This window comes from Micromonospora sp. ANENR4, from assembly GCF_015354395.1.
Classification (GTDB): Bacteria; Actinomycetota; Actinomycetes; order Mycobacteriales; family Micromonosporaceae; genus Micromonospora; species Micromonospora aurantiaca.
In genome coordinates this window covers 52,198-77,162 of record NZ_JADKYQ010000007.1, presented here as the reverse complement: position 1 = coordinate 77,162, position 24,965 = coordinate 52,198, and the positions used below count along the sequence as shown (strand labels likewise).

The following is a 24,965-nucleotide window of genomic DNA, read 5'->3' as shown; positions in this document are numbered from 1 at the left end:
CACGTAGGTGAACTCGGAGGGCGATTCCACGTCCGGCGTCAGCGACCGAGGCGCGCGTCCACGGCGGTCATCGTGTCCTGCCAGATGACCGAGGCCGGGTCGATCACGGCGAAGTGGTCCCCCGCCTGTTCGAGGTGGCGGATCTCGTCCCCGGCGGCTGCCGCGGCGGCGGCGTAGCGCCGGTTGGCGTCGACGAGGTCGAGGCTGTCCTCGGTCCCCTGCACGAGCAGCGTCGGCACCCCGGCCGGCAGGCGGAGCATCGGGTCGCTCTCGGCGTACCGGCGTGGGGCCGTGGCCGGTGAGCCGCCCAGCGCGGCGGCGATCGCACCGTCGCCGAGGTAGCGCCGCTCGCCCTCGGTGAGGTCGAGCACCCCGGCCAGCGACACCGCGAGCGCGACACGTGGCCCGCCCTTACGCGCGGCCAGGTCCGCCGCGGCGCGCAGCGCGAGCTGCCCGCCGGCCGAGTGTCCCAGCAGGACGATCCGGTCCAGGTCGACCAGCCGGTCGCGGGCCGGTTCCCGCAGTGCGCGCAGGCCCGCCTCCACGTCCTGCGTGGTCGCGTCCCAGCCGTGCCGGTCCGGGCGCCGGTACTCCAGATTCCAGGACGCGTACCCGCGCCGGGCCAGGTCGGCGGCGAGCGCGTCCATCAGGTCCGCGCCCCAGTTGGACCGCCAGAACCCGCCGTGCAGCAGCACCGCGACCGGCGCCGGGCCGGTGTCGAGGGCCGACGGCAGTCGCAGGTCGCCCCACTGGTCCGGGTCCGGGCCGTAGGCGATCCGGGTGGCCGGCGCGCGGAGGCGGTGCACGGCGTGCCGGATCGCCCAGGCCAGGCCCCACAGTCCCCGCCCGGCCAGGTGGATCGCGCCGGGCACCGGCGGCTCGACGGTCAGGTCGTACCAGACCACGCCGGCCGGCTGCGCGCCGATGAGGGCACGGGCCGCCGGTGTGGGGCCGGGCAGCGCCACCACCGGCTGATCAGTCGTGGCGAGCAGCGAGCGCAGCTCGTCGGCCGATCCGGCGGTGACCACCTGACCGGCGACATCCAGTTCGGCGCAGGTGGCGTCGGCCAGCGACGCCAGCAGAGCCGCGTCGGCCACCAGGCCGGGGCCGGCCACCACGGTGAGCCGCACCTGACTCACCTCCGCAGCAGCGGCAGGACGGCCGAGCCGAGCAGGTCCACGCCGCGCTCGTCGGTGAGGCCGTGCGGCGTACCGAACTCGACCCGGCGCACGCCCGCGTCGATGAGCGCCTGAGCCTGCGCGGCGACCTGCTCCGGCGTGCCGGAGAAGGCGAACCGGTCGAGCACGTCGTCCGGGATCAGCCGGCCCGCCGCCTCGTCCTCGCCCGCGTCGACCAGCTCGCCGACGCGCTTGACCAGGTCGTCGGGCATCACGACGGTCGGGTCCAGCTCGGCCACCACCGCCAGGTACATGGCGACCTCGGTGCGGGCCTTGGCGCGGGCCGCCTCGCCGTCGGTGTCGACGACAGTCACCGCACCGAGCACGATGCCGACGTCCGCGACGTCGCGGCCGGCCTTCTCCGCGCCGGTCCGCAGCCGCTCGCGGATCACCGGGACCATGTCCGGGTTGGCGCTGCCGCCCACCTTGATCTCGTCGGCGATCCGCCCGGCCAGCGCCGCGCCCTGCGGGCCCCACGCGCCGAGCAGCAGCGGCGGGTCGGGCCGCTGCACGTCGTAGCGCAGCGCGGTGCCGGGGGCGAGCGTGAAGACCTTCCCGGTGAAGCCGCTGCGGTCGCCGCGCAGCAGGCGGTAGACGACCTGGACGGCCTCCTCGATGGTGGTCAGCGGCCGCGGCTGCGGCAGGCCGACAGCGCCCAGCCAGGTCCCGCGGGCCAGACCCAGGTAGGCACGCCCGTGCGAGGCCAGGTCCAGGGCGGCGATCTGACCGGCGATCTCGTACGGCGCCATCGAGTACGGGTTCAGGCAGGCCGCGCCGAGGCGTACCCGTTCGGTCGCCTGTGCCATCTCCAGCAGCGGGAAGATCGGCGGCTGGTACATCAGGTCACCGAAGACGGTGAGCACGTCGAAGCCGTGCGCCTCGGCGGCGCGGGCCAGCCGGGCGTAGGCGCCGGCCGGCTTGTCGCTCTGCAGGCCGAGCCCGATCTCGACGGTCATGTCAGGTCCGCCGAGTTCATCGTGCGCCGGCAGGTCCGTTCCACCTTCATGACGAGCCGCTCCTCCGGATCGGGGCAGATGAAGTGGGAGTCCTGGGCCAGCCAGTCCCCCGGCGCCAGGTCACGCTGCTTGGCGGCGAGGAAGGGCAGCACCGAGGCGAGCGCGTACACGCAGAAGTGCTTTCCCTCGGGCAGCCGCAGGTGCGCGCTGTTGGTCAGTTCGAAGTGGTCGCCCACGGCCATGCCGCACACCGACCGGCCCTCGATCCGGTCGACTGTGACCTTCAGGTCGTAGATCTCCATGTCGCCGTCGCTGTCGCTCACGGTCCCTCCCCCTCGTCGATCCGTACGATGATCTTGCCGGTGGTCCGGCGTTCGGCCAGTTCGGTGAGCGCCGCGGGCGTCTCGTCCAGCGACACGACGCGGCTGACCGGCGGCCGAACCGCGCCGGAGGCGCACATGTCGAACAGCTCCTGGTAGGCCGCCTCGACGGCCGACGCGCGCTGCCACGGGTACTGCGAGCCCCAGGACAGACCGACGAGCGTCGCGTTCGCCGCCATCAGTCGCAGCGGGTCGACAGGCGGCGGCGCGCCACCGGCCGCGCCCACCGCCACCAGGCGGCCCTCGAACGCCAGGCACTCCCAGGAGCGGGCGAACACGTCGCCGCCCACCGGGTCCACCACGACGTCCACGCCACGTCCGCCGGTGGCCGCGCGCACGGCGGGCACGAAGTCGTCCGCCGTGTAGTCGATCGCCACCTGGGCGCCGTGGTCGCGGCAGATCGCGGTCTTGGCGGGGCCGCCCGCGGTGGCCAGGACCCGCGCGCCGCGGGCGACGGCGAGCTGGATCGCGGCGATGCCCACCCCACCGGCGCCCGCGTGCACAAGCACCGTCTGCCCGGCGGTGAGACCGGCTCGTTCCAGCGCGAACCAGGCGGTCTGGTAGGTGACGGGCAGCGCCGCCGCGGTGACCGCGTCGACAGTGGGCGGTCGCGGCACCACCACCGCGGCATCCACCGTCACGGTGCTGCCGAGCGCGCCGCGCGGCAGCGCCGGGCAGGCGAGCACCTCCTGACCCAGCAGGTGCTCGGCCCCGGCCCCGGCGGCGACGACCCGGCCGGCCGCCTCCACCCCGGGTGTCATCGGCGGGTCCGGCCGCACCGGGTACTCGCCCCGGCAGAGCATGACGTCCAGGAAGTTCAGCCCCACCGTACGGACGGCCAGCCGTACCTCACCGGGGCCGGGCGGCGGGTCGTCGGGCAGCTCGGCGACCGACAGCACGTCCGCCGGCTCGCCGGTCCGCCCGGCGACCAGCCGCCGGATCACGCCGCGCCCACCGGTTCCCGGACCAGCTCGGCGTGGTGGTGCACGATCACCCAGAGGCCGTCGACCCGGCGCACCACGTCGGTGACCCGGGTGATCTCCGGCTCGTCGTCCGGGCCGAGCTGCGCGACCAGCTCGTACCGGGCCACGCCGAAGTCGTCCCACACGTCGATGCGCTTGTCCCGCGCGGCGAGCACCGCCAGCCGGGGCCGCCGCCCCGCGGCGTCCCGCCGGGCGCGGTACTCGTCCAGCTCGGCCCGGGTCCGCAGCGGCCCGGGCAGGTGCGTCTCCCAGGTGGTCACGTCCGGGTCCAGGTGCGTGTCGAACCGCTGCTGATCCCCGGCGAGGAACGCGTCGTACATGTCGTCGATGCCGGCGGCGATCGCCGCGGCGCCTGAGTCCGCGAACGTCATCGCGTCTCCTCCTGGTTCCGGTCGTCGCGGGCGATCTGCCCGCCCTTCATCACCCACCGCACGTCCCGGAACGCCGAGGTGTCGGCCAGCGGGTCGGCGTCGGTCGCGATCAGGTCGGCGAGCTTGCCGGCCTCGACGGTGCCGAGGTCGGACTCCGCGCCGAGCCACCGGATCGGGCCGAGCGTGCCGGCGTGGATGGCCCGCGCGGTGCCGATCCGCTCGGACATGTACTCCAGCTCCCGGATCGAGGCGGTGGTGCCCTCGAACTCCCAGAACGGGGGCATGTCGCTGCCGAGCAGCACCTCCACCCCGGCGGCGATCGCCATGTCGAAGCTCTCCAGGTGCCGGGGGCCGGCGCCGAGCGACCGGCACTGCATCCACTCCGGCACGCCCAGCTCGTCGAAGAACTCCTTGCACCGGGTCACCAGCAGCGTCGGCACGAGCGCGGTGCCGCGCTCGGCCATCCGCGCCGCGACCTGCGGAGTGAGCTGGTAGCCGTGCTCCACGCAGTCCAGTCCCAGCTCCACGGCCGCGCCGATCACGTCGGCCGGTCCGGCGTGCGCTGTCACCTTGCGGCCCCACGCGTGCGCGGTCTCGATCACCGCGCTCATCTCGTCGGCGAACAACTGGGGCGTGTGGATGCTCTCGTGCTCACCGGCGATGCCGCCCGAGATCATCACCTTGATCAGGTCCGCGCCCGCCTTGATCTGGCTGCGGACGCCGTGGCGGAAGCCCACCGGGCCGTCGCACTCGAGCGTGTCGTTGCTCTCGTGGCCGTGCCCGCCGGTGCACACCAGCGCCCGGCCGGCGGTGTAGATGCGCGGACCCGGCACGCGCCCGGCGTTGATCGCCCGCCGCAACGCGAAGTCGGCGTGGTCCTTCTCCGCCACGCAGCGCACTGTGGTCACGCCGGAGTGCAGCGTGCGCCGCGCCCCGTCGGCCATGTAGTGGGCGAGGTCGTACGCGCCCATCCCCTTGACGCCCTCGCCGGCGGAGCCGGGCAGCGACAGCGAGAAGTGGGTGTGCATGTTTACCAGACCGGGCGTCAGGTACGCGCCGTCGAGGTCCACCTCGGTCAGCCGGCCGGCGGCCCGCGCCTGCTCGGCCACCTCGGCGTACGGCCCGACGGCGGCGATCCGGTCACCCCGGACCCACACCCCGGCGCCGGTCACGGGCGTCATACCGTCCACCACGCGGGCGTCGAGCACTGTGCAGTTGCCGAGCAGCACGCTCGGCTGCTCGGGCGAATAGGCGGCACTCACGCGATCACTCCATAAACGTCTCGGGCGGCCCGCGCGGAGACGTAGCCCTCGGCCACGTCCCGTCGCACCGCCTCCGGATCCCGACTCCTCGGGTCACCGTGCCCGCCGCCACCGGCGGTCAGCAACGTCACCCGATCCCCCACCGCCACCGCGGTACGCCGTGTGCTCACCCGGTGCTCCCGGTCCGTGCCCGGGAAGACGACCACCTGGTTCGGCTCCGGCTGCTCGCCGCCGGCCAGCGCCCACGGCGCGCTCTTCGTCTTCTTGATCACCGTCAGGAACTCGCCCGGCGTCACGAACCGGATGTCCCGCCGCAGGCCGCAGCCGCCCCGGAACCGGCCGGCGCCACCGGAGTCGGTGCGGATCTCCAGGCGCTCGAAGAACATCCCGGTCCTCGACTCCAGCACCTCCACGGGCGTGTTGCGCGCCTGGGTCTGGCACAGGTGGTTCGCCGGTCCGATGCCGTCGTGCCGGGGTGTGCCGCCCCAGCCGACCGGGTCGTTGTTGCTGACCGCGAACATGTCGCCGGTGTCCGGGTGCCGGCCGACCATCATGAACCCGGGCACGTCGCCGCCGGACGACGCGGCCAGCCGGTCCGGCATGCCCTGCGCCAGCGCCTTGAGGATCAACTCCAGCGCGACGGTGCCGGTCCACTGGGTGAACGTGGCGGCCGGGTACTGCGCGTGGAACAGCGTGCCGGGCTCGGCGCGTACCCGCAGCGGCGCGAAGTGCCCGGCGTTGGTCTGCTCATGCGGCGTGGTGACGCCCTTGAACGCGACCCGGCAGGTGGCGATCGTGGCGCCCAGCGGCAGGTTCACCGGCCCGGGCACCGCCGGGGACGACCCGGCGAAGTCCACTGTGAACGCGCCGTCGGCGACGGTGACGGTGACCCGCATCCGGATCGGGTCGTCGGTGACGCCGTCGTCGTCGAGCCAGTCCTCGGCGGTCCAGGTGCCCTGCGGCAACGCGGCGACCGCCTCCCCGGCGCGCTGCGCGGCGGCGTCGATCACCCGGTCGACCACCGCGTCGACCACTGCGGGGCCGTAGTGGCGGTACAGCTCGGTCACCCGCCGCTCGCCGGTCCGCAGCGCGGCGATCTGCGCGTTGAGGTCGCCGAGCACGAGTTCCGGCATCCGCGAGTTGAACCGGATCAGCTCGTGGATCTCCGGCACCGGCTCGCCCCTGGCGTACACCTTCGTGCCGGGGAAGATGATCCCCTCCTGGTGCATGTCCGTGGAGTCGAGCACGTAACCGGGATCCTTGGCGCCCAGGTCCATCCAGTGCGCCCGGATGCACAGGAAACCGATCAGCTCCTCGCTGTCCGGCAGCACGACCGGCGCGAACATCGTCGCGTCGTACGTGTGCGCCGCGTTCCAGTACGGGTAGTTGAGCAGCACCACGTCGCCGCGGTGCAGATTCTCCACGCCGACGTACTCGACGCCCTTGCGCAGCGAGTAGTCGTTGGCGCCGAGGAAACGGGACAACCCCGTGGACTCCGCGACCAGCCGCAACCGCCGGTCGTAGACGGAGATGCCGAAGTCGTACACCTCGTAGATCACCGGGTTGAACGCGGTGCGCACCAGCGCGGCCCGCATCTCCTCGGCGGCCGAGACGAGATGGCTACGGACGACCTCGACGGTTGCCCCGTCGACCGTCGGCTCACCCATCGACGTCCACTCCGTAGACGTCCCGGGCCGCCTCCCGGGAGACGTACCCCTCGGCCACGTCCCGCCGCACCGCCTCGGGGTCGCGGCCGCGCGGGTCGCCGTGCCCGCCGCCACCGGCGGTCAGCAGGGTGACCCGGTCGCCCGCCGCCACCACGGTGCGCTTGGTGCTCACCCGGTGCTCGCGGTCGGTGCCCGGGAACACGACGATCTGGTTCGGCTCCGGCTGCTCGCCGCCGTCGAGCGCCCACGGTGCGCTCTTTGTCTTCTTGATGACGGTGAGGAACTCGCCCGGGGTCAGGAAGCGGATGTCGCGCCGCAGGCCGCAGCCGCCCCGGAACCGGCCCGCGCCGCCGGAGTCCGCGCGGATCTCCCAGCGCTCGAAGAACATCCCGGTCTTGGCCTCCATGACCTCGATCGGGGTGCCCCGGCCGGTGCTGCCGGAGACGTGCGTGGCCGCGTCCATGCCGTCGTGCTGCGCGGTGCCACCCCAGCCCACCAGGTCGTTGTTGCTGACCGCGAACATCTTGCCGGTGTCCGGGTGCAGGCCGACCATCATGAACCCGGGCACGTCGCCGCCGGAGGACGCGGGCAGCCGGTCCGGCATGCCCTGCGCCAGCGCCTTGAGGATCAGCTCCACCGCGACGATGCCGGTCCAGAGCGTGAACGTGGGCTGCGGGTAGACGGCATGGAACAGGCTGCCCGGCTCGGCCCGCACCTCCAGCGGCGCCACGGTGCCGGCGTTCGACGGCTCGTCCCGCGACGTCAGCGACTTCAGCACGACCTTGCAGATCGCCTCGGTCGCCCCGAACGGCATGTTGATCGGGCCACGGGTGGCCGGGGCCGAGCCGGCGAAGTCGACGATGAAGCGCCCGTCGTCGATCGTCACCGTGACGCGCATCTTCACCGGGTCGTCGGTGATGCCGTCGTCGTCCACCCAGTCCTCGGCGGTCCAGGTGCCCTGCGGCAGCGTGGCCAGCGCCGCCCGGGCGCGGGCCTCACCGTCGGCGATGATCCGGTCGATCGCCTGGTCGACGGTGGCCCGGCCGAACTTCTCGATGATCTCCAGCATCCGGCGCTCGCCGGTACGCAGCGCGGCGATCTGCGCGTGCAGGTCACCGAGCACCGCGTCGGGCATCCGCGAGTTGAAGCGGATCAGCTCGTGGATCTCGCGCACCGGCACGCCCCGGGACACGACCTTGGTGCCCGGGAAGATGAGCCCCTCCTGGTGCATGTCGGTCGAGTCGAGCACGTAGCCCGGGTCCTTGGCGCCCAGGTCCATCCAGTGCGCGCGGACGCAGAGGAAGCCGACCAGCTCGCCGTCCGCGTCCGGGTCCGCCTCGTCCGGCCGGAACACCGGCGCGAACAGCGTCGCGTCGTACGCGTGCGCCGCGTTCCAGTACGGGTAGTTGAGCAGCACCACGTCGCCGCGGTGCAGGTTCTCCCGGCCCACGTACTCCACGCCCTTGCGCAGCGAGAAGTCGTTCGCGCCGAGGAAGAACGTCAGCCCGGTGGCCTCGGCGACCAGCCGCAGGTCGGCGTCGTACATCGACAGGCCGAAGTCGTGCACCTCGTAGATGACCGGGTTGAACGAGGTACGGATGAGGGTGGCCCGCATCTCCTCCGCGGCGGACAGCAGATAGCTGCGGACGACCTCGACCTGGGCTCCGTCCAGCGTGCTCATGCGGCTTCCTCCAGGGTGACGAGCAGGTATCCGTGGTCGTCGACGGTGACCCGCTGACCGCTGGGCACCACTGTGGTCGAGGTGCCCTCGTCGACCAGCGCCGGTCCGTCGAAGGTGTCGCCCGGCTCCAGGCGGGCCCGGTCGTAGACCGCGAACGGCACCACCGCGTGCTGCCCGAAGTCGTACGCGTCGCGGTGCGCCAGCAGCGCCTGCGACGGGTCGCCGTCGCCGCGCGGCAGGGTCTCCAGCGCCGGCCGGTCGGTGCGCCCGATGCCGCGCACCCGCAGGTTGAGGATCTGGAGCGGGTTGCCCATGGTGTGGCCGTACCGGGTGCGGTGCGTCTCGTCGAACGCGGCGCGGACGGCGTCGCGGTCCAGCTCACGCCCGACGGTGACCATCAGGCTGTGCTCCTGGCCCAGGTAGCGCAGCTCGAACTGCCGCTCCAGCACCGCCTCACCGGCCGGCACGCCCTGCGCCACCAGCGACGCGACCGCTTCGGCCTCGACGGCCTTGAACAGCTGCTCCAGCTCCGACAGGTCGGCGTCGTCGAGCGTGGCCATCACGGTACGGCTGAAGTCGTTGACGATGTCGGCCGAGAGCATGCCCCAGGCGGAGAAGCCGGACGGCGCGAACGGCACGACCACCTCGCCGATGCCCATCTCCCGGGCCAGCAGCGGCGCCAGCAGCGGGCCGGCCCCGCCGAACGCGAGCAGCGCGAACTGCCGGGGGTCGTGCCCCCGCTCGACGGTGATCTGCCGGACCGCGCCGACGGTGCGGGCCAGCAGCACGTCGAACACGCCCGCCGCCGCGTTCTCCACGCTCAGGCCGAGCGGATCGGCCAGCTGCTCCTGGATCGCGGCGCGCGCCTCGGCGTCGCGCAGGCCCATGGTGCCGGCGAGGAACCGGTCCGGGTCCATGTAGCCGAGCACCACCGCCGCGTCGGTCACAGTCGGCCTGGCGCCGCCCCGGCCGTAGCAGACCGGGCCGGGGTCGGCGCCGGCGCTCTGCGGACCGACCTTGAGCAGGCCGTGGTCCAGCCAGGCGATCGAGCCGCCGCCGGCGCCGATGGTACGGATGTCGTACGTCGGGATGAGCAGCGGGAAGTGCTCCAGCTGGGCCTCGTACGCGGCGACCGGGTTGCCGCGCTCGATCACGCAGGCGTCCAGCGAGGTGCCGCCGATGTCGAACGTGAGCACGTTGTCCCGGCCCAGCTCGGAGGCGACGTAGGCGGCGCCGACGATGCCGCCGGCCGGGCCGGACAGCACGGTGTGCGTGGGGGCGGTCTTGGCGACCGCGCTGGTCATCGAGCCGCCACCGGAGCGCATGATCAGGAAGCGCCCGGCGAAGCCGCGCTCGGCCAGGCCGGACTCCAGCTCGTCCACGTACCGCTCGAAGATCGGCCGGATGTACGCCTCCAGCACCGTGGTGCTGGTGCGCTCGTACTCCCGGTACTCGCGCACGATGTCTGTCGACAGCGACAGGCTGACCTCGGGGAACTCCTCGTGGATGAGGCGCGCGGCCTCCCGCTCGTGGCTCGGGTCGAGGAACGAGTGCAGGAAGCAGATGGCGATCGAGGTGACCTGCTGGTCCACCACGAGCGTGCGGGCGGCCTCCCGGACGCTGTCCGGGTCCAGCGGCTCCACCACGCGTCCCCGGTAGTCGAGGCGGCCCCGCACACCGGCGGTGAAGCGGCGCTGCACCAGGCTCTCCGGCCGCTGGTACTGGAAGTCGTACATGTGGTCGGACGGCACGTTGCCGCGGCCGATCAGGAAGATGTCCCGGAAGCCCTCGTTGGTGATGATGCCGGTACGGCCACCACGACGCTCCAGCACCGCGTTGAGGCCGAGGGTGGTGCCGTGGATGAACAGCTCCACCTCGGACAGGTCGGTGCCGAGCGCGGTGATCGCGTTGAGGACACCGTCCGCGGGCCGGGCCGGGGTCGTCGCCGCCTTGCGGAAGCGGACCCGGTTGGTGCGCGTGTCCAGTTCCATGGCGTCCACGAAGGTCCCGCCGATGTCGACGGCGAGCCGGATGGGGCGACGGGTCATGGCGTGACAGCCTGCCTTCCGATGAGGGCGGGAAGCTCGGGAACGCGCCAGCAGGCGGCCCGGCTCTCGCCGTACGACTGAAGCTCCTGCTGCTCCGATCGGCACCGGTCGGTGACGAACGGGCACCGGGCGGCCAGCGGGCACCCGGTCGCGGCGTCGGCTTCCTCCAGGTCCTTGACCAGCTCGACGGCCTCGCCGTCGGACCCGGTCGTCCCGCCGAGGCGGGGGGCGCTGCCCAGCAGCGCGCGGGTGTAGGGATGCCGGGGCGTGTCGAAGACGACGTCCACCGGTCCTTCCTCGACGACCCGGCCGAGGTAGAGCACCACGACGCGGTCGGCGAACCCGCGCACCGTGGCCAGGTCGTGGGAGATGAACACCGAGGCGCGGTCCGCGTCGGCGGCCACGTCGGCGATCACGTCGAGGATCTGCGCCTGGACGGTGACGTCCAGCGCCGACGTCGGCTCGTCGAAGACGATCAGGTCCGGCTCGCCGACCAGCGCGCGGGCGATGCCGATGCGTTGCGCCTGGCCGCCGGACAGCTCGTGCGGGTAGCGCTGGAGGATCGACCGGTCCAGCTCCATCCGGTCCAGCACGGCGGTGACGCGCGCCTCCCGCTGCGCCGGGGACAGGCCCGCGGCGCGCAGCGGCTCGGCGATGGAGTCGCCGACGGGACGGCGTGGGCTGAGCGAGCCGATCGGGTCCTGGAACACGAGCTGCGCCCGGGTCCGGGCCCGGCGCAGCGCCCGGCCGCGCGGGCGGGGGCGGCCCGGCTGCTTGACCAGCGTCTGCCCGGCGACCGTGACGGTGCCGGACGTGGGCGCGACCAGGCCCATCACGAGCTTCGCGAGGGTGCTCTTGCCGCAGCCGCTCTCGCCCACCACGCCGAGCGTCTCGCCCGGCCCGAGCCGGAGCGTGACGCCGCGCAGCGCGTGGTGCCCGCCGGATCCGAACCGGCTGCGATAGACGACGTGCGCATCCTCGATCTCCAGCACCGCCGGCTTCGGGTCGGTGCCGGCCGCGACCACGCCGGACGCGGCCGGCGTGTGCGCCGCCCGCGGCACGTCGGCGTCCAGCGGCCGGGTCTGCGGGTGGAAGCAGGCGAGTGACCACTCGCCGCCGCCGGGCACCGGCACGGTGGCCGGGCGCCGGGACGAGCAGGTGCCGTCGGCGTGCGCGCACCGGGCGACGAACGGGCAGTTGTGCGGCGCCTGCGTCAGCAGCGGCATGGCGCCGGGGGTGGCGACGACCGGCCGGCCGCCGACGTCCGGCACCGAACGCAGCAGCGCCCGGGTGTACGGGTGGGCGGGCTCCCGCAGCACCTGCGCGGCCGGTCCGCTCTCCACCACGGTGCCGGCGTAGAGCACCACCACCCGGTCGCAGACCTCCGCGATGGACGCCAGGTCGTGCGAGATCAGCAGGACGCCCCGGCCGTCGGTGTCGGCGGCGTGCCGGAACTGGCGCAGGATCTCCCGGGTCAGCGTCACGTCGAGGCCGGTGGTCGGCTCGTCGGCGATCAGCAGCTCCGGCGCGCAGCCGGTGGCCAGCGAGATCATCACGCGCTGGGCCATGCCGCCGGACAGCTCGTGGGCGTACGCGTCGAGCCGCCGCTGCGGGCTGCGGATGCCGACCGCCTCGAACAGCTCGCGCGCCGCCTCGCGGGCCCGCTCGCCGGACATCTCCTGGTGGGTGGCGAGCCGGTCGACGAGCTGCTTGCCGATGGTGCGGGTGGGACTGAGCGCGCCGCGCGGGTTCTGGAAGCAGATCGCCACCCCCCGGCCGCGGTGGGCGGCGAGCGCGGTGTCGTCCATGCGCAGCACGTCCGAGTCGCCGAAGCGCACCCGCCCGGTGGCGTGCGAGCCGCCGGGCAGCAGCCCGACGATGGCGCGGGCCACCATGCTCTTGCCGCCGCCGCTCTCGCCGACCAGGCCGACGACCTCGCCGGGCCGGACGGCGAAGCTGACGCCGCTGAGCGCTGCGACCTGCCGGCCGGGCCGGCGGATCGTCACGGAGAGGTTCTCGATCGACAGCATGGTCACCGCCGCTTCGCGTTGGCGCGGTCCTGCAGGCCTTCGCCGAGCAGGCTGAACCCCAGGACGCAGACGAACAGGGCCAGGCCGGGCGGGACCGAGGTCCACCACCGGCCGCCGACCACGTCCGCGGCACCCAGGCTGATCATGGCGCCCCACTCCGCCTCGGGGATGCTCACGCCCAGGCCGAGGAAGGAGAGCCCGGCCAGGGTGAGCATGGCCCAGCCGCAGTTCAGCGGCGCGATCACCCGGACCGGCGTGAGGCTGTTGGGCAGCAGGTGCCGCCAGAGCACGCCGACCGGCGACGCCCCGGAGGTGATCGCGGCGTCCACGAACGGCAGTTCCCGCAGCGACCGCACCTCGGCGCGGACCAGCCGGGCGTACGCCGGCGCGTTCACCGCCGCGATCGTGATGATCAGGTTGATGGTGCCGTTGCCGAGCAGCGCGGCCACCGCGAGCGCCAGGATGAACGTGGGGAACGACTGGAAGATGTCGACCACCCGCATCAGCACGTCGTCGAGCCAGCCGCCGAAGTAGCCGGCGACCAGGCCCAGCAGCGTGCCGACGACCACCGCGAGCGCCACGGCGGCCAGCGCGATGCCCAGGTCGAGCCGGGCGGCGTGGAGCACCCGGCTCCAGATGTCCATGCCGTTGCCGTCGGTGCCGAGCAGGTGGCTGCCGCCCGGCGCGACGAGCGTGTTCGCCGCGTCGATCTCGGTCTCGCCCCACTGGCTCAGCAGCGGCGCGAACACCGCCAGCAGCGCGACCACCGACAGGATGCTCGCCCCGGCGATGATCATGCGGCGGGCGAAACGGCTGTCCCGGTCGCCGCCGGGCACGACCACCGGCGCGGCGGCGGGACCGTCGGGGACGGTTCGCAGCTCGGCCATCAGAGCCTCACTCTCGGGTCGAGGATCGCGTGGACCACGTCGGCGATGAGGAAGACCAGCACGTAGCACAGCGCGATGACCAGCACCGACGCCTGCACGACCGGGTAGTCCCGGTAGAGCAGGCCGCGCAGGGCCCACTGGCCGAAGCCCTGCCACGAGTACACGTACTCAACGAGCACGGTGGAGCCGATCGCCGTGCCGAAGACCAGCGCGGCCAGCGACGGCAGCCGGACCAGCGTCGCCCGCAGCAGGTAGCCGTAGTGCAGCGTGCGGTCGCGCAGCCCGTGCGCCTTCGCCGCGGCGTACGACTCCGAGTGCAGCACCTCGAGCGCGGAGGCCCGGACGCTGCGCAGCAGCGGGGCGACCACGCCGACCACGAGGGTCAGCACCGGCAGCACCAGGTACGCCGCGGCCGAGGCGATCGCCGGCCCGTTGGCGGTGAGGACGGCGTCGACGAGGTCGGCGCCGGTGAGCGGGGTCAGGCCGGTGTCCGGGTCGACGCGGCCGTTCGGCGCCGGGAACCAACCGAGGATGCTGTAGCCGACGAGCACCAGCACCAGGCCGAGCCAGAACTCCGGTACGGAGTTGCCGACCAGCGCGAAGATCCGGACGCTGTGGTCGCCGGCCCGGTTGGCCCGCTTGGCCGACCAGATGCCCAGCACGGTCGCCACCACGAGCGCGATGCTCACCGAGATGACGACGAGTTCCAGGGTCGGACCCACCCGCAGCGCCATCTCCGAGCCCACGGAGCTGCCGCTCTGGATCGACGTCCCGAAGTCACCGGTGAGCAGCCCGCCGAGGTAGTCGAGGAACTGCTGCCACAGGGACTGGTCCAGCCCGAAGCGGGCCCGTGCGGCGGCGGCGTCCTCCTCGGTGGCGTTCTGCCCGAGGATGCTGCGGACCGGATCGCCCGGCAGTACCCGGACCAGGAGGAAGGCCAGGACGACCACTCCGAGCAGAACGGGGATCAGCTGGAGCAGTCGCCTGACGACGAAGCGGAAGATACGCATGGGTGGGTGGTGTCCCTAGGCCGATGCGCTCAGGTAGCGCAGGCGGGCGAGGCCGTCCATCGGCTGCACCCAGCCGGCGACGGACTCCCGGACGGGCAGATTGAAGTTGGGCTGGCAGATGACCACCCACGGCACGTCGGCGGCGAGGATCTCCTGGACCCGCTTCCACAGCGCGTTGCGGGCGGCCGTGTCGACAGTGGTGTGCGACTTCTCGTAGATCTGCTCGATCTCCGGGTTGCTGTAGTTCGAGTAGTTGAGGTTGGCGCCCTTGACGAAGCTGGTCGCCAGCATGTACTCGACGTCGTCCACCCAGAGCTGCCCGGAGGTGATCTGGAGCGGGATGTTCTTCTTGGTCCGCCGCTCGCCGAGCGTGGCCGGGTCCAGCGGGGTCAGCTTGAGCCGGATGCCGGCCTTGGCCGCCTCGCTCTGCACCTGGACGGCGATCTTCTGCTGCTCCTCGTTGTCGGCCTCGAAGACCAGCTCGGAGTCGAGCGATGCCCGGCCGGCGGCGGCCATGGCGGCCTTGGCCTTGTCCAGGTCGTAGGTGAACGGGTAGCCGCTCTCGTCGTAGCCGGGCATGTCCAGCGGGACCGGGCTCTTGGCCGCGCGGGCGTCGCCGCCGTACACGTTGTTGATGATCTGCTCGTAGGGCACCGCGTACGCGAGCGCCTTCCGGACGTTCACGTCGTTGAACGGCGCCGCGGTGACCGACATCTGGATGGCGACCTGGCGGTTGCTGGCCGCCGAGATGACCTTGATGCCCGGGGCCTTCTTCAGGTCCTGGATGTCGCGCTGGCTGATGCCCAGGGCGATGTCGATGTCACCGGCCTGGAGCTGGAGGCGCTGGTTGGACGCGGCCGGCACCACGGAGATCCGGATGGTCGGCGTCCTGGCCGGGTCCGGGCCCGGGTAGCCGGTGTTCGCGCTGAGTTCGATCTCCTGGCCCTGGGTGGCCTTGGCGACGTTGAAGTAGCCGCCGGTCGGCGGGTTCTTCGCGAACCACTCCTTGGCCCAGGGGTCGCTGGCGCTGGCGCGCTTCTTGGCCTCGACGGAGTCGAAGACGTACAGCGAGATCGCCTGGATCTGCCGGGTCAGAGCGCTCGGGAACGCCTGGTGGAACTCGACCGTGTAGTCGTCGACGACCTTGACCTGGTCGGCGCTGGTGAGGCCGATGGTGCGGTAGACGCCGGCGACGTTGGCCTGGGCGGCGAACGCGCGGTCCTTCGACCACTTCACGTCGGCGGCCTTCATCTCGTTGCCGCTGGCGAACTTCACGCCGCGGCGCAGCTTGAGCGTCCACACCTTCTGCTCGGAGTCCGGCTCGAACGACTCGGCGAACGTCGGGGTGATGTTCTGGGTGTCGAGGATCTGGCTGCCACCGGCGTTTGTGACCCCGTAGTCGATCAGGTACGGGAAGACGTTCTTGTAGAGCATCAACGCGGTCAGGTCGAAGCCGACGAAGTCCTGGTCCCAGCTCGACAGGTAGCTGGAGACGGCGATGCGCAGCGTCTTGGCGGAGGCGCCGCCGGACTTGCCGTCGGTCGACTTGTTGCCGCTGTCCGCGGCGCAGGCACCGGTGGCGAACAGGAGCGCGACGCTGCCACCCAACTGCAGGACGCCGCGGCGGGAGAGCGCGGGCGAGGAGGCGCCCGGACGGGGTGAACGAGCCATGAGAAGCCCTCCTAGAAGCACGAGGCGAATGGCCCGAGCTGCGGACCTACCTGGTGTTCTACCGGATTAGGCACGAGTGAACAATAGGGTGAACGGTGTTCACCGAACACGGCCGCGCCGTGACATCAGAGTGCTCCCGAAGTGCGGGACGACCCCGCTGAAAGCGTTCACGCAAGTTCACCGAACCGTTACGCACGGGAGATCGAACCGGGCTGGAAGAAGCCCGATGACCCGGGAGGGACACCCGGGTCGCTCCACCGCGTACCGGCGGCTCGGGCTCGCCGAGGCCGACCTCGCCCGCGAGCTCCTGTGAGCGCTCACCCGGCGGTCCGCCCGACATTCCCCCGGACCCGGCCGGTTGAACATGTTATCGATAACCTGCTATGTTCCGGCACGGGAGCGAAGGGCACGCTCCCCGTCACCCCCGCAACCGGCAAAGCGACCCGAGGCACCGTCCTCGCCGCCGCGCCGGTCGGTGACCAGTCCGGGCCGCTCCGCCGATGCACGCCGACGCAGGCGGCCAACGGACGACTTCGGCCCCGGCCGCACGCGCGGCTCCGCGCCCTCTTCGCAGGCGACGTCGGCATCGACGGACGGTTCGGCCTGCACCACCACCCAGGGCAAGGAGTCCAGCAATGGCGAAACGAACATCCCTCCTCTCCTCCATCGCCGCCGCGGCAGTGCTCCTCGCGGCGGCGGCCGGCGGCGCGCTCAGCGCCGGCTTCGGCGAGACGGCGCAGGCGTCGACAAACGGCACGCTCGCCGCGACCGCCGGCTGCGGCAAGGCCCCGACGCTGTCCAGCGGTACGCGCACCATCTCCAGCGGCGGCCAGAACCGCAGCTACATCCTGCGCATCCCGGACGGGTACGACCGCAACCGCCCGTACCGGCTGATCTTCGGGTTCCACTGGCTGAACGGCTCGGCGAACAACGTCGCCTCGGCCGGCTACTACGGCCTGCTGCCGCTGTCGAACAACAGCACGATCTTCGTCGCGCCGCAGGGCATCGACAACGGCTGGGCCAACACCAACGGCCGGGACCTGACGCTGTTCGACGACATCTCCCGGCAGATCGAGAACGACCTCTGCGTCGACACCAGCCAGCGGTTCGCGCTCGGCTGGAGCTACGGCGGCGCGATGAGCTACGCGGTGGCCTGCGCCCGGCCCAACGTCGTCCGCGCGGTCACCGTGATCTCCGGCGCCAACCTCAGCGGCTGCAACGGCGGCACCCAGCCGGTCGCCTACTTCGGCATCCACGGCATCTACGACAGCGTCCTGAACATCTCCATGGGCCGGTCGCTGCGCGACACGTTCGTCCGCAACAACGGCTGCACCGCGCAGAGCCCGCGCGAGCCGAGCCGGGGCAGCCTCACCCACATCACCACCACGTACTCCGGCTGCCGCGAGGGCTACCCGGTGCAGTGGGCCGCGTTCGACGGCGACCACACCCCCAGCCCGGTCGACGGGTCGTCCAGCCCGAACGACTCCCGGACCTGGACGTCGGGGGAGATCTGGCGGTTCTTCAGCCAGTTCGCGTCCACCACGCCGCCGACCACGGCGCCGCCGACCACCGTGCCGCCGACCACGCCGCCGGTCACCACCGCACCGCCCACGACCCCGCCGGTCACGACGCCGCCGCCGGGTGAGCCGGGCGCGTGCACCGCGACCTACCGGACCGTGAACACCTGGCCGGGCGGCTACCAGGCCGAGGTCACGGTGGCGAACAACGGCGCCACCACGCTCAACGGCTGGACCGTACGCCTGACCCTGGCCTCCGGCCAGGCGATCAGCAGCCTCTGGAACGGCGTCAACACCGGCACCACCGGCTCGGTGTCGGTCCGCAACGCCGACTACAACGGCACTGTCGGCGCGAACGGCTCGACGACGTTCGGGTTCACCGCCACCGGAAACGGCGCCACCGCACCCAGCGGCGTCAGCTGCACCAGCCCCTGACCGGGCCGGGCGCCGATCCCCGCACGGGGAGCCGGGCCGTGGGGTGGCACCGCGCCGCCCCCGGCCCGGCACCAGTCGGGACAACGTGAGGTCCCGTCGGACGCCGGGATGTGCTCTAATTAACCCTGGTCGATGTTTGCGCTAACATTTGCAATCCCGCAGGCCATCGCCACCACCACCTCGGGACCGCAGCGCGACTCTTGTTAGCGTTTACACCGACGGCCATCCACAACTCGCGACACCCGGCCCCGCCGGCCGGACGGTCGCGCGTACCCGAGGAGCCGTCATGGTGATCCCCCGTCCCCGGCCCGCCCGATCCGGGCCACCACGTCTCGTCATACCCGCCCTGGTTCTCGCCCTGGCCGCCACCGGCGGCGGCCTGACCCTCGCCGCGACCCCCGCGCAGGCGGCCACCACGATCACCGTCAACGGCGCCTCCGGCGGCCAGACGTTCGACGGGGTCGGCGTGGTCAGCGGCGGCGGCGGCAACAGCCGGCTGCTGATCGACTATCCGGAGCCGCAACGCGGGCAGATCCTGGACTACCTGTTCAAGCCCGGCTACGGCGCCGCGCTGCAGATCCTCAAGGTGGAGATGGGCGGCGACACCAACTCCACCAGCGGCTCGGAGCCGAGCCACGAGCACGTCCGGGGCGACCTGAACTGCAACCGTGGCTACCAGTGGTGGATCATGGAGCAGGCCAAGGCACGCAACCCCGCCATCAAGCTGGCGGCGCTGCCCTGGGGTGCTCCCGGGTGGATCGGCAACGGAAACTTCATGTCCCAGGACATGATCAACTACTTCGTGGACTGGCTGGGCTGCGCGCGGCAGCACAACCTCACCATGGACTACATCACCGCCGCCCAGAACGAGAAGCGGACCGACGCGAACTGGACCATCAGCCTGCGTCAGGCGCTGAACGCCAACGGTTACAGCGGTGTGAAGATCATCTACGGGGACGACTACCCGGGCAGCTGGGGCCCGGCGAACGCCGTCGCCAGCAACACCACGCTGCGCAACAGCATCGACGTGCTCAGCGGCCACTACCCGTGCGGCTACCTGAGCGCGCAGACCACGTGCACCGTCTCGTCCACCGCCACCAGCACCGGCAAGACGCTGTGGAACAGCGAGGGCGGCTCGCAGGACTACAACGACGGCGCCAAGCCGCTCGCACGCGGCATCAACCGCGGCTACATCGACGGCCGGATGGTCGCCTACCTCAACTGGGACCTGATCGCCGCGATCACACCGAACCTGCCCTGGTCCACGGTCGGGCTGATCCTGGCCAACCAGCCCTGGTCCGGCTGGTACTCGGTCGGCAAGAACACCTGGGCGCTCGCGCACACCACCCAGTTCACCGCGCCCGGCTGGCGCTACCTCGACTCGTCCTCGGGCTACCTGGGCGGCAACCGCAACAACGGCAGCTACGTGTCGCTGCGCTCCCCCACCGGCGGCGACTACAGCACCGTCATCGAGACCGTGGACGCCACATCGGCGCAGCAGCTCACAATGAACGTCACCGACGGGCTCTCCACCGGCCAGGTGCACGTCTGGTCCACGAACCTGAACTCGACGAACCCGAACGACTTCTTCGTCCGCGGCGCGGACATCACCCCGTCGGGCGGTTCGTTCTCGCTCACCGTCCAGCCCGGACACCTCTACACCGTCACCACGACCACCGGGCAGGGCAAGGGCACCGCCACCAGCCCGGCCCAGGGCTCGCTCGGCCTGCCGTACCGCGACGACTTCGACGGGTACGCCGCCGGTCGGATACCGAAGTACCTCCAGGACATGCAGGGCGCGTTCGAGACCGTCGGCTGCGGTGGCGGCCGGGCCGGCATGTGCCTGCGGCAGATGTCCGCGCAGGCGCCGATCACCTGGAAGACCCTCGCCGACCCGGCCACCTACGGCGGCAACCTGAGCTGGGGCAACTACACCGTCTCCGCCGACGTCCTGCTCGAACAGTCCGGCTACGCCCAGATCCAGGGCCGCGTCGGCACCACGAACCTCGACCCGATCGGCCGGTACAACGGCTACTTCCTGCGGGTCACCGACTCCGGCTCGTGGTCGATCCTGCGCAACAACACCGCCGGGCAGCTCGCCACGCTGCGCAGCGGAAACGTCGCGGCGCTGGGCACCGGCCGCTGGCACAGCCTCGCGCTGGGCTTCTCCGGCACCACCATCACCGCCACCATCGACGGCACGACCGTCGGCACGGTCACCGACTCCACGTTCGGCACCGGCCAGGTCGGCTTCGGCACCAGCCAGGGCGAGACCGCCCAGTTCGACAACCTGTCGGTCGTCGCCGGCCCGGGCGGCAACCCCGGGGGTACGAGCGGCGCGTGGCTCAACCCCAACTCGAGCCGCTGCCTGGACGTGCCGAACCAGTCCCAGACAAACGGCACCCAGACGACGTTGTGGGAGTGCAACGGCGGCACCAACCAGCAGTGGACGACGACCTCCGGCCGACAGCTCCAGGTGTACGGCACCAAGTGCCTCGACGCCGAGGGACAAAGCACCTCGTCCGGCACCCGGGTCATCATCTGGGACTGCAACGGCGGTGCCAACCAGCAGTGGAACGTCAACACCGACGGCACGATCACCGGCGTCCAGTCCGGACTGTGCCTGAGCCCGAACGGCGGCGGGACCGGCAACGCCACCCCGATCGTCCTGTCCGCCTGCACCGGCGGCAGCAGCCAGAAGTGGAGCCGGGCGTGACGGCCCGACCTTCGCCGACCGTACCCATCCGCCGCGGCGCGGCCTACCGGGGAGATGACCTGTGAACTCAACGCTATGGAGACCCGACCGCCGGACCAGACGATGGCTCGCGCTGGCCGTGACCATGCTCGCCCTGCTCGGGCTGGCCCCGGTCGTCGCCGGCGGGCTGAGCCCGACCGTCGCCCGGGCGGACAACCCGATCGTGCAGACCATCTACACGGCCGACCCGGCCCCGCTCGTGTACAACAATCGGGTCTACCTGTACACCGGCCACGACGAGGACAACTCGACCTGGTTCACCATGAAGGAGTGGCGGGTCTTCTCGTCCGACGACATGGTCAACTGGACCGACCACGGATCGCCGCTCAGCCTCGCCACGTTCAGCTGGGCCAAGCAGGACGCGTGGGCCGGCCAGGCGGTCCACCGCAACGGCAAGTTCTACTGGTACGTGCCGATGGTCGTGCGGGCCACCGGCCAGATGGGCATCGGGGTGGCGGTGGCGGACAGCCCCACCGGCCCGTTCCGCGACGCCATCGGGCGTCCGCTGGTGAGCAACGGCGAGATCGACCCGACCGTGTTCATCGACGACGACGGTCAGGCGTACCTGTACTGGGGCAACCCGCGCCTGTGGTACGTGAAGCTGAACGCGGACATGATCTCGTACTCGGGCAGCCCGACGCAGATCCCGCTGACCACAGCGGGCTTCGGGGCACGGACCGGTGACGCGAACCGGCCCACCCTCTACGAGGAGGGGCCGTGGGTGTACAAGCGCAACGGCCTCTACTACATGGCGTTCGCGGCCAAGTGCTGCTCCGAGTTCGTCGCCTACTCGACCGCGCCCGGGCCGCTGGGCCCGTGGACGTACCGCGGGACGATCATGCCGACCCAGGGCAGCAGCTTCACCAATCACCCCGGGATCATCGACTTCAAGGGCAACTCGTACTTCTTCTACCACAACGGCGCGTTGCCCGGCGGCGGCGGTTTCACCAGGTCGGTGGCGGTGGAGAAGTTCTCCTACGGCGCGGACGGCTCGATCCCCACGATCAACATGACCACCACCGGCGCCCCGCAGGTCGGCACCCTGGACCCGTACGCCCGGCAGGAGGCCGAGACGATGGCCTGGGGGCAGGGAGTGGAGACCGAGGCGTCCTCCCTGGGCGGGCGGAACGTCGGCTACATCGACAACGGGGACTACATCAAGGTCAAGGGCGTGGCCTTCGGCGCCGGCGCGACCAAGTTCACCGCGATGGTGGCCTCGGCCGGTAGCGGGGGGTCAATCGAGCTGCGCCTGGACAGCGTGACCGGCCCGCTGGTGGGCACCTGTCAGGTGACCCCCACCGGCGACTGGCAGACGTGGACCAACCCGAGCTGCCCGGTCAGCGGTGCCACCGGCACCCACGACCTCTACCTGCGGTTCACCGGCGGCAGCGGCTCGCTGTTCAACATCGACCACTGGTGGTTCACCTCCAGCCTCAGCGGCACCCCGCCGCCGGTCCCGCCGTCGACCCCGCCGCCCTCCTCTCCCCCGCCGCCCAGCACGCCGCCGCCGACCGGCGGCGCCTGCACCGCCACCTACCGCACCACCAACTCCTGGTCCGGCGGTTTCCAGGCCGAGGTGACGGTCACCGCCGGCGCCGCGGCACTCAACGGCTGGTCGGTGCGGTGGAACCTCGCCGGTGGCCAGAGCATCAGCCAGGTCTGGAGCGGCACGCTGAGCACCAGCGGATCCACGGCGACCGTCCGTAACGCGGCGTACAACGGCTCGGTGCCCGCGTCCGGCTCGACCACGTTCGGTTTCATCGCCGACGGCTCCCCGTCCACCCCGTCCCTGACCTGCACCAGCCCGTGAGAGGAGCGTTCATGCGTACGACAGTGAGGAGATGGCTCACCGCGGGCGCCGCGCTGGCCCTGCTGGCCGCCGGTGTGCTCACGCCCGCCGGCCCGGCGGTCGCCGAGTCCAACGGCGGCACCCGGGTGATGCCGCTCGGTGACTCCATCACCGAGGGCACCCAGGTGCCGGGCGGCTACCGGATCGGCCTGTGGCAGCGGCTGGCCGGCGGCGGCTACCGGGTCGACCTGGTCGGCTCCCAGTTCAACGGGCCGGGCAACCTCGGCGACCACGACCACGAGGGCCACCCCGGCTGGCGCATCGACCAGATCGACGCCAACATCACCGGCTGGCTGAACGCCTACCAGCCGCGCACCGTGCTGCTGCACATCGGCACCAACGACATCCTGCAGAACTACAACGTCTCGACGGCGCCCAACCGGCTCTCCTCGCTCATCGACCGCATCACCACCACGGCGCCGAACGCGGACGTGTTCGTCGCGCAGATCATCCCGCTCGCCAACTCCGGCCAGGCGGCGGCGGTGCGCACGTTCAACGCCGCGCTGCCCGGCATCGTGCAGTCGAAGGTGAACGCCGGCAAGCGGGTCCACCTGGTCGACCAGTACTCGGCGCTGACCACCGCCGACCTGATCGACGGCATCCACCCGACCGCCACCGGCTACGACAAGATGGCCGCGGTCTGGTACCGCGCGTTGCAGTCGGTGTCCGGCAGCATCGGCACCCCAGGCAGCAGCGGCGGCACGTACCAGAACGTGCAGCTCGTCGGCGCCGGCTCGGGCCGGTGCCTGGACGTGCCGAACGGCAGCACCACGAACGGCACCGCCGTGCAGCTGTACGACTGCTGGGGCGGCACCATGCAGCGCTGGACCTACACCTCGGCCAAGCAGTTGCAGGTGCTCGGCAACAAGTGCCTCGACGCGAGCGGGCGGGGCACCGCGAACGGCACCAGCGTGATCATCTGGGACTGCAACGGCCAGCCCAACCAGCAGTGGAACCTCAACGCCAACGGCACGATCAGCGGCGTCCAGTCCGGGCGCTGCCTGGACGCGGCCGGCTACGGCACCGCCAACGGGACCAGGATCAACCTCTGGGACTGCCACGGCGGCACCAACCAGCAGTGGAGCGCACGCGCCTGACCGGCGTGCGACGGGCTCCCCGGCGGGCGACACCGCCGGGGAGCCCGTCCGGGCGGCGCCCGCCGCATGACCAGCGGCGGGCCCGGCGGGTACGTAGAGTGAGAGCCATGTCGAAGCCGCCGCTGCCCGAGCCCGCCGTCGCCATGCTGGGCAAGCCGAATCCCGCCGTCATCGCCACGCTGCGCGACGGCCAGCCGGTGTCCGCGGCCACCTGGTACCTGTGGGAGGACGGCCGCGTCCTGGTGAACATGGACGAGGGCCGCCGCCGGCTGGCACACCTGCGCAGCGATCCCCGGGTCTCCCTGACCGTGCTGGACGAGGGGAACTGGTACACCCACGTCAGCCTGATCGGGCGGGTGGTCGAGCTGCGCGACGACGAGGGCCTGGCGGACATCGACCGGATCTCGCAGCACTACACCGGGAAGCCGTACCCCCGGCGGGACCGCGCCCGGGTCAGCGCCTGGATCGAGATCGAGCGCTGGCACGGGTGGGGCGCGCACAAGGACAACAGCCAGACCGGCTGACGGCGCCCCCACGATGTCCGACCCATGCGGAAGAGTGTCGGGCATGAGTGAGCCGTACGACCCGAAGGCAGCGCTGCACCACTACCTGCGCGCGATCCGGGAGAACCTGATCTGGAAGCTCGACGGGCTGAGCGAACGTGAGGCCCGGCTCCCCCGCACCGCGACCGGGAACAACCTGCTGGGGGTGCTCAAGCACTGCCTGAACGTCGAGGCCGGCTACTTCGGGCCCACGTTCGGCCGCGAGTTCCCCACACCGGCGGAGCTGGTCGCCGCCGAGACGTTCGACGCGGACCCGCAGGCCGACTGGTACGCCCGCGAGGACGAGACCAAGGACGGGCTGATCGACCTGTACCGCCGGGTCGGCGCGTTCGCGGACGAGACGATCGAGACGCTGCCGCTGGACGCGCCGGGGCGGGTGCCGTGGTGGCAGCCGGGCCGGCAGGACGTGACGCTGCACCAGGTCATCGTGCACGTCTGCGTCGACCTGGCCCGGCATGCCGGGCACGCCGATGTCATGCGTGAGCAGCACGACGCGGCGATCGGGCTGGGGCGGGACAACCGGAACGTTCCCGAGGGCTACGACTGGCCGGCGTACGTCAGTAAGCTGTCGGCGCTCGCCGACCGGTTCGCGTAGGCGGCCTTCCGGTATGGCGGGCCGGAAGTT

At 71.9% G+C, this 24,965-nt stretch carries 19 protein-coding genes; 6 read left to right on the top strand and 13 right to left on the bottom strand.

Features of this window, described 5'->3' with window-relative positions; translation table 11 throughout:
• Positions 1-38 precede the first annotated feature (38 nt).
• The 13 genes from IRY44_RS13795 to IRY44_RS13735 are packed head-to-tail and all read right to left on the bottom strand — an operon-like array spanning position 39 to position 16,124.
• A complete protein-coding gene (locus IRY44_RS13795; RefSeq protein ID WP_370584934.1) occupies positions 39-1,130 on the bottom strand; it encodes an alpha/beta hydrolase in 1,092 nt (363 codons plus the stop codon).
• 5 nt (positions 1,131-1,135) lie between these two features.
• Positions 1,136-2,134 (bottom strand): LLM class flavin-dependent oxidoreductase, encoded by a 999-nt coding sequence (locus tag IRY44_RS13790; protein WP_194800800.1) that lies wholly within the window; start codon positions 2,132-2,134, stop codon positions 1,136-1,138.
• Positions 2,131-2,457, bottom strand: a complete 327-nt coding sequence (locus IRY44_RS13785) for a TIGR04076 family protein (protein WP_151500654.1) — start codon at positions 2,455-2,457, stop codon at positions 2,131-2,133. The genes IRY44_RS13790 and IRY44_RS13785 overlap by 4 nt, the downstream gene beginning before the upstream one ends.
• Entirely contained in the window at positions 2,454-3,458 is a 1,005-nt protein-coding gene (locus IRY44_RS13780; protein ID WP_194800799.1) for a zinc-binding dehydrogenase, read from the bottom strand. The genes IRY44_RS13785 and IRY44_RS13780 overlap by 4 nt, the downstream gene beginning before the upstream one ends.
• A complete protein-coding gene (locus tag IRY44_RS13775; protein WP_194800798.1) occupies positions 3,455-3,868 on the bottom strand; it encodes a nuclear transport factor 2 family protein in 414 nt (137 codons plus the stop codon). Before IRY44_RS13775 ends, IRY44_RS13780 begins: the two co-directional genes overlap by 4 nt.
• On the bottom strand, positions 3,865-5,130 hold the full coding sequence (locus tag IRY44_RS13770) for an amidohydrolase family protein (RefSeq protein WP_194800797.1): 1,266 nt from the start codon (positions 5,128-5,130) through the stop codon (positions 3,865-3,867). Before IRY44_RS13770 ends, IRY44_RS13775 begins: the two co-directional genes overlap by 4 nt.
• Positions 5,127-6,797: a hydantoinase B/oxoprolinase family protein gene (locus tag IRY44_RS13765; RefSeq protein ID WP_194800796.1), complete on the bottom strand. Its 1,671-nt coding sequence runs from the start codon at positions 6,795-6,797 to the stop codon at positions 5,127-5,129. Before IRY44_RS13765 ends, IRY44_RS13770 begins: the two co-directional genes overlap by 4 nt.
• Positions 6,790-8,478, bottom strand: a complete 1,689-nt coding sequence (locus IRY44_RS13760; RefSeq protein WP_194800795.1) for a hydantoinase B/oxoprolinase family protein — start codon at positions 8,476-8,478, stop codon at positions 6,790-6,792. Before IRY44_RS13760 ends, IRY44_RS13765 begins: the two co-directional genes overlap by 8 nt.
• Positions 8,475-10,526 carry a hydantoinase/oxoprolinase family protein gene (locus IRY44_RS13755; RefSeq protein WP_194800794.1) on the bottom strand — a complete coding sequence of 684 codons (2,052 nt, stop codon included), beginning with the start codon at positions 10,524-10,526 and terminating at the stop codon, positions 8,475-8,477. The genes IRY44_RS13760 and IRY44_RS13755 overlap by 4 nt, the downstream gene beginning before the upstream one ends.
• Positions 10,523-12,556: an ABC transporter ATP-binding protein gene (locus IRY44_RS13750; RefSeq protein WP_194801037.1), complete on the bottom strand. Its 2,034-nt coding sequence runs from the start codon at positions 12,554-12,556 to the stop codon at positions 10,523-10,525. Before IRY44_RS13750 ends, IRY44_RS13755 begins: the two co-directional genes overlap by 4 nt.
• A 2-nt stretch (positions 12,557-12,558) precedes the next feature.
• Positions 12,559-13,443, bottom strand: a complete 885-nt coding sequence (locus tag IRY44_RS13745) for an ABC transporter permease (protein WP_194800793.1) — start codon at positions 13,441-13,443, stop codon at positions 12,559-12,561.
• Complete coding sequence (locus tag IRY44_RS13740; RefSeq protein WP_013285149.1) at positions 13,443-14,453, bottom strand: ABC transporter permease; 1,011 nt, start codon at positions 14,451-14,453, stop codon at positions 13,443-13,445. The genes IRY44_RS13745 and IRY44_RS13740 overlap by 1 nt, the downstream gene beginning before the upstream one ends.
• A 15-nt stretch (positions 14,454-14,468) precedes the next feature.
• Positions 14,469-16,124, bottom strand: a complete 1,656-nt coding sequence (locus tag IRY44_RS13735) for an ABC transporter substrate-binding protein (RefSeq protein WP_194800792.1) — start codon at positions 16,122-16,124, stop codon at positions 14,469-14,471.
• A 635-nt stretch (positions 16,125-16,759) separates the two neighbouring features.
• Here IRY44_RS13735 and IRY44_RS13730 point away from each other — a divergent pair.
• From IRY44_RS13730 to IRY44_RS13705, 6 genes are all read left to right on the top strand, one after another.
• The gene (locus IRY44_RS13730) at positions 16,760-18,076 is read left to right on the top strand and encodes a cellulose binding domain-containing protein (RefSeq protein WP_194800791.1); all 1,317 of its coding nucleotides are present in this window, start codon (positions 16,760-16,762) and stop codon (positions 18,074-18,076) included.
• A 286-nt stretch (positions 18,077-18,362) separates the two neighbouring features.
• Positions 18,363-20,792, top strand: coding sequence for a ricin-type beta-trefoil lectin domain protein (locus IRY44_RS13725; protein WP_194800790.1), 2,430 nt, complete (start codon positions 18,363-18,365; stop codon positions 20,790-20,792).
• 124 nt (positions 20,793-20,916) lie between these two features.
• Positions 20,917-22,641 (top strand): family 43 glycosylhydrolase, encoded by a 1,725-nt coding sequence (locus IRY44_RS13720; protein WP_194801036.1) that lies wholly within the window; start codon positions 20,917-20,919, stop codon positions 22,639-22,641.
• A gap of 11 nt (positions 22,642-22,652) precedes the next feature.
• Positions 22,653-23,777 carry a ricin-type beta-trefoil lectin domain protein gene (locus IRY44_RS13715; RefSeq protein WP_194800789.1) on the top strand — a complete coding sequence of 375 codons (1,125 nt, stop codon included), beginning with the start codon at positions 22,653-22,655 and terminating at the stop codon, positions 23,775-23,777.
• 107 nt (positions 23,778-23,884) lie between these two features.
• Positions 23,885-24,301 carry a PPOX class F420-dependent oxidoreductase gene (locus IRY44_RS13710; RefSeq protein WP_194800788.1) on the top strand — a complete coding sequence of 139 codons (417 nt, stop codon included), beginning with the start codon at positions 23,885-23,887 and terminating at the stop codon, positions 24,299-24,301.
• A 43-nt stretch (positions 24,302-24,344) separates the two neighbouring features.
• Positions 24,345-24,935: a DinB family protein gene (locus tag IRY44_RS13705; protein ID WP_194800787.1), complete on the top strand. Its 591-nt coding sequence runs from the start codon at positions 24,345-24,347 to the stop codon at positions 24,933-24,935.
• The last annotated feature ends 30 nt before the right edge of the window (positions 24,936-24,965 follow it).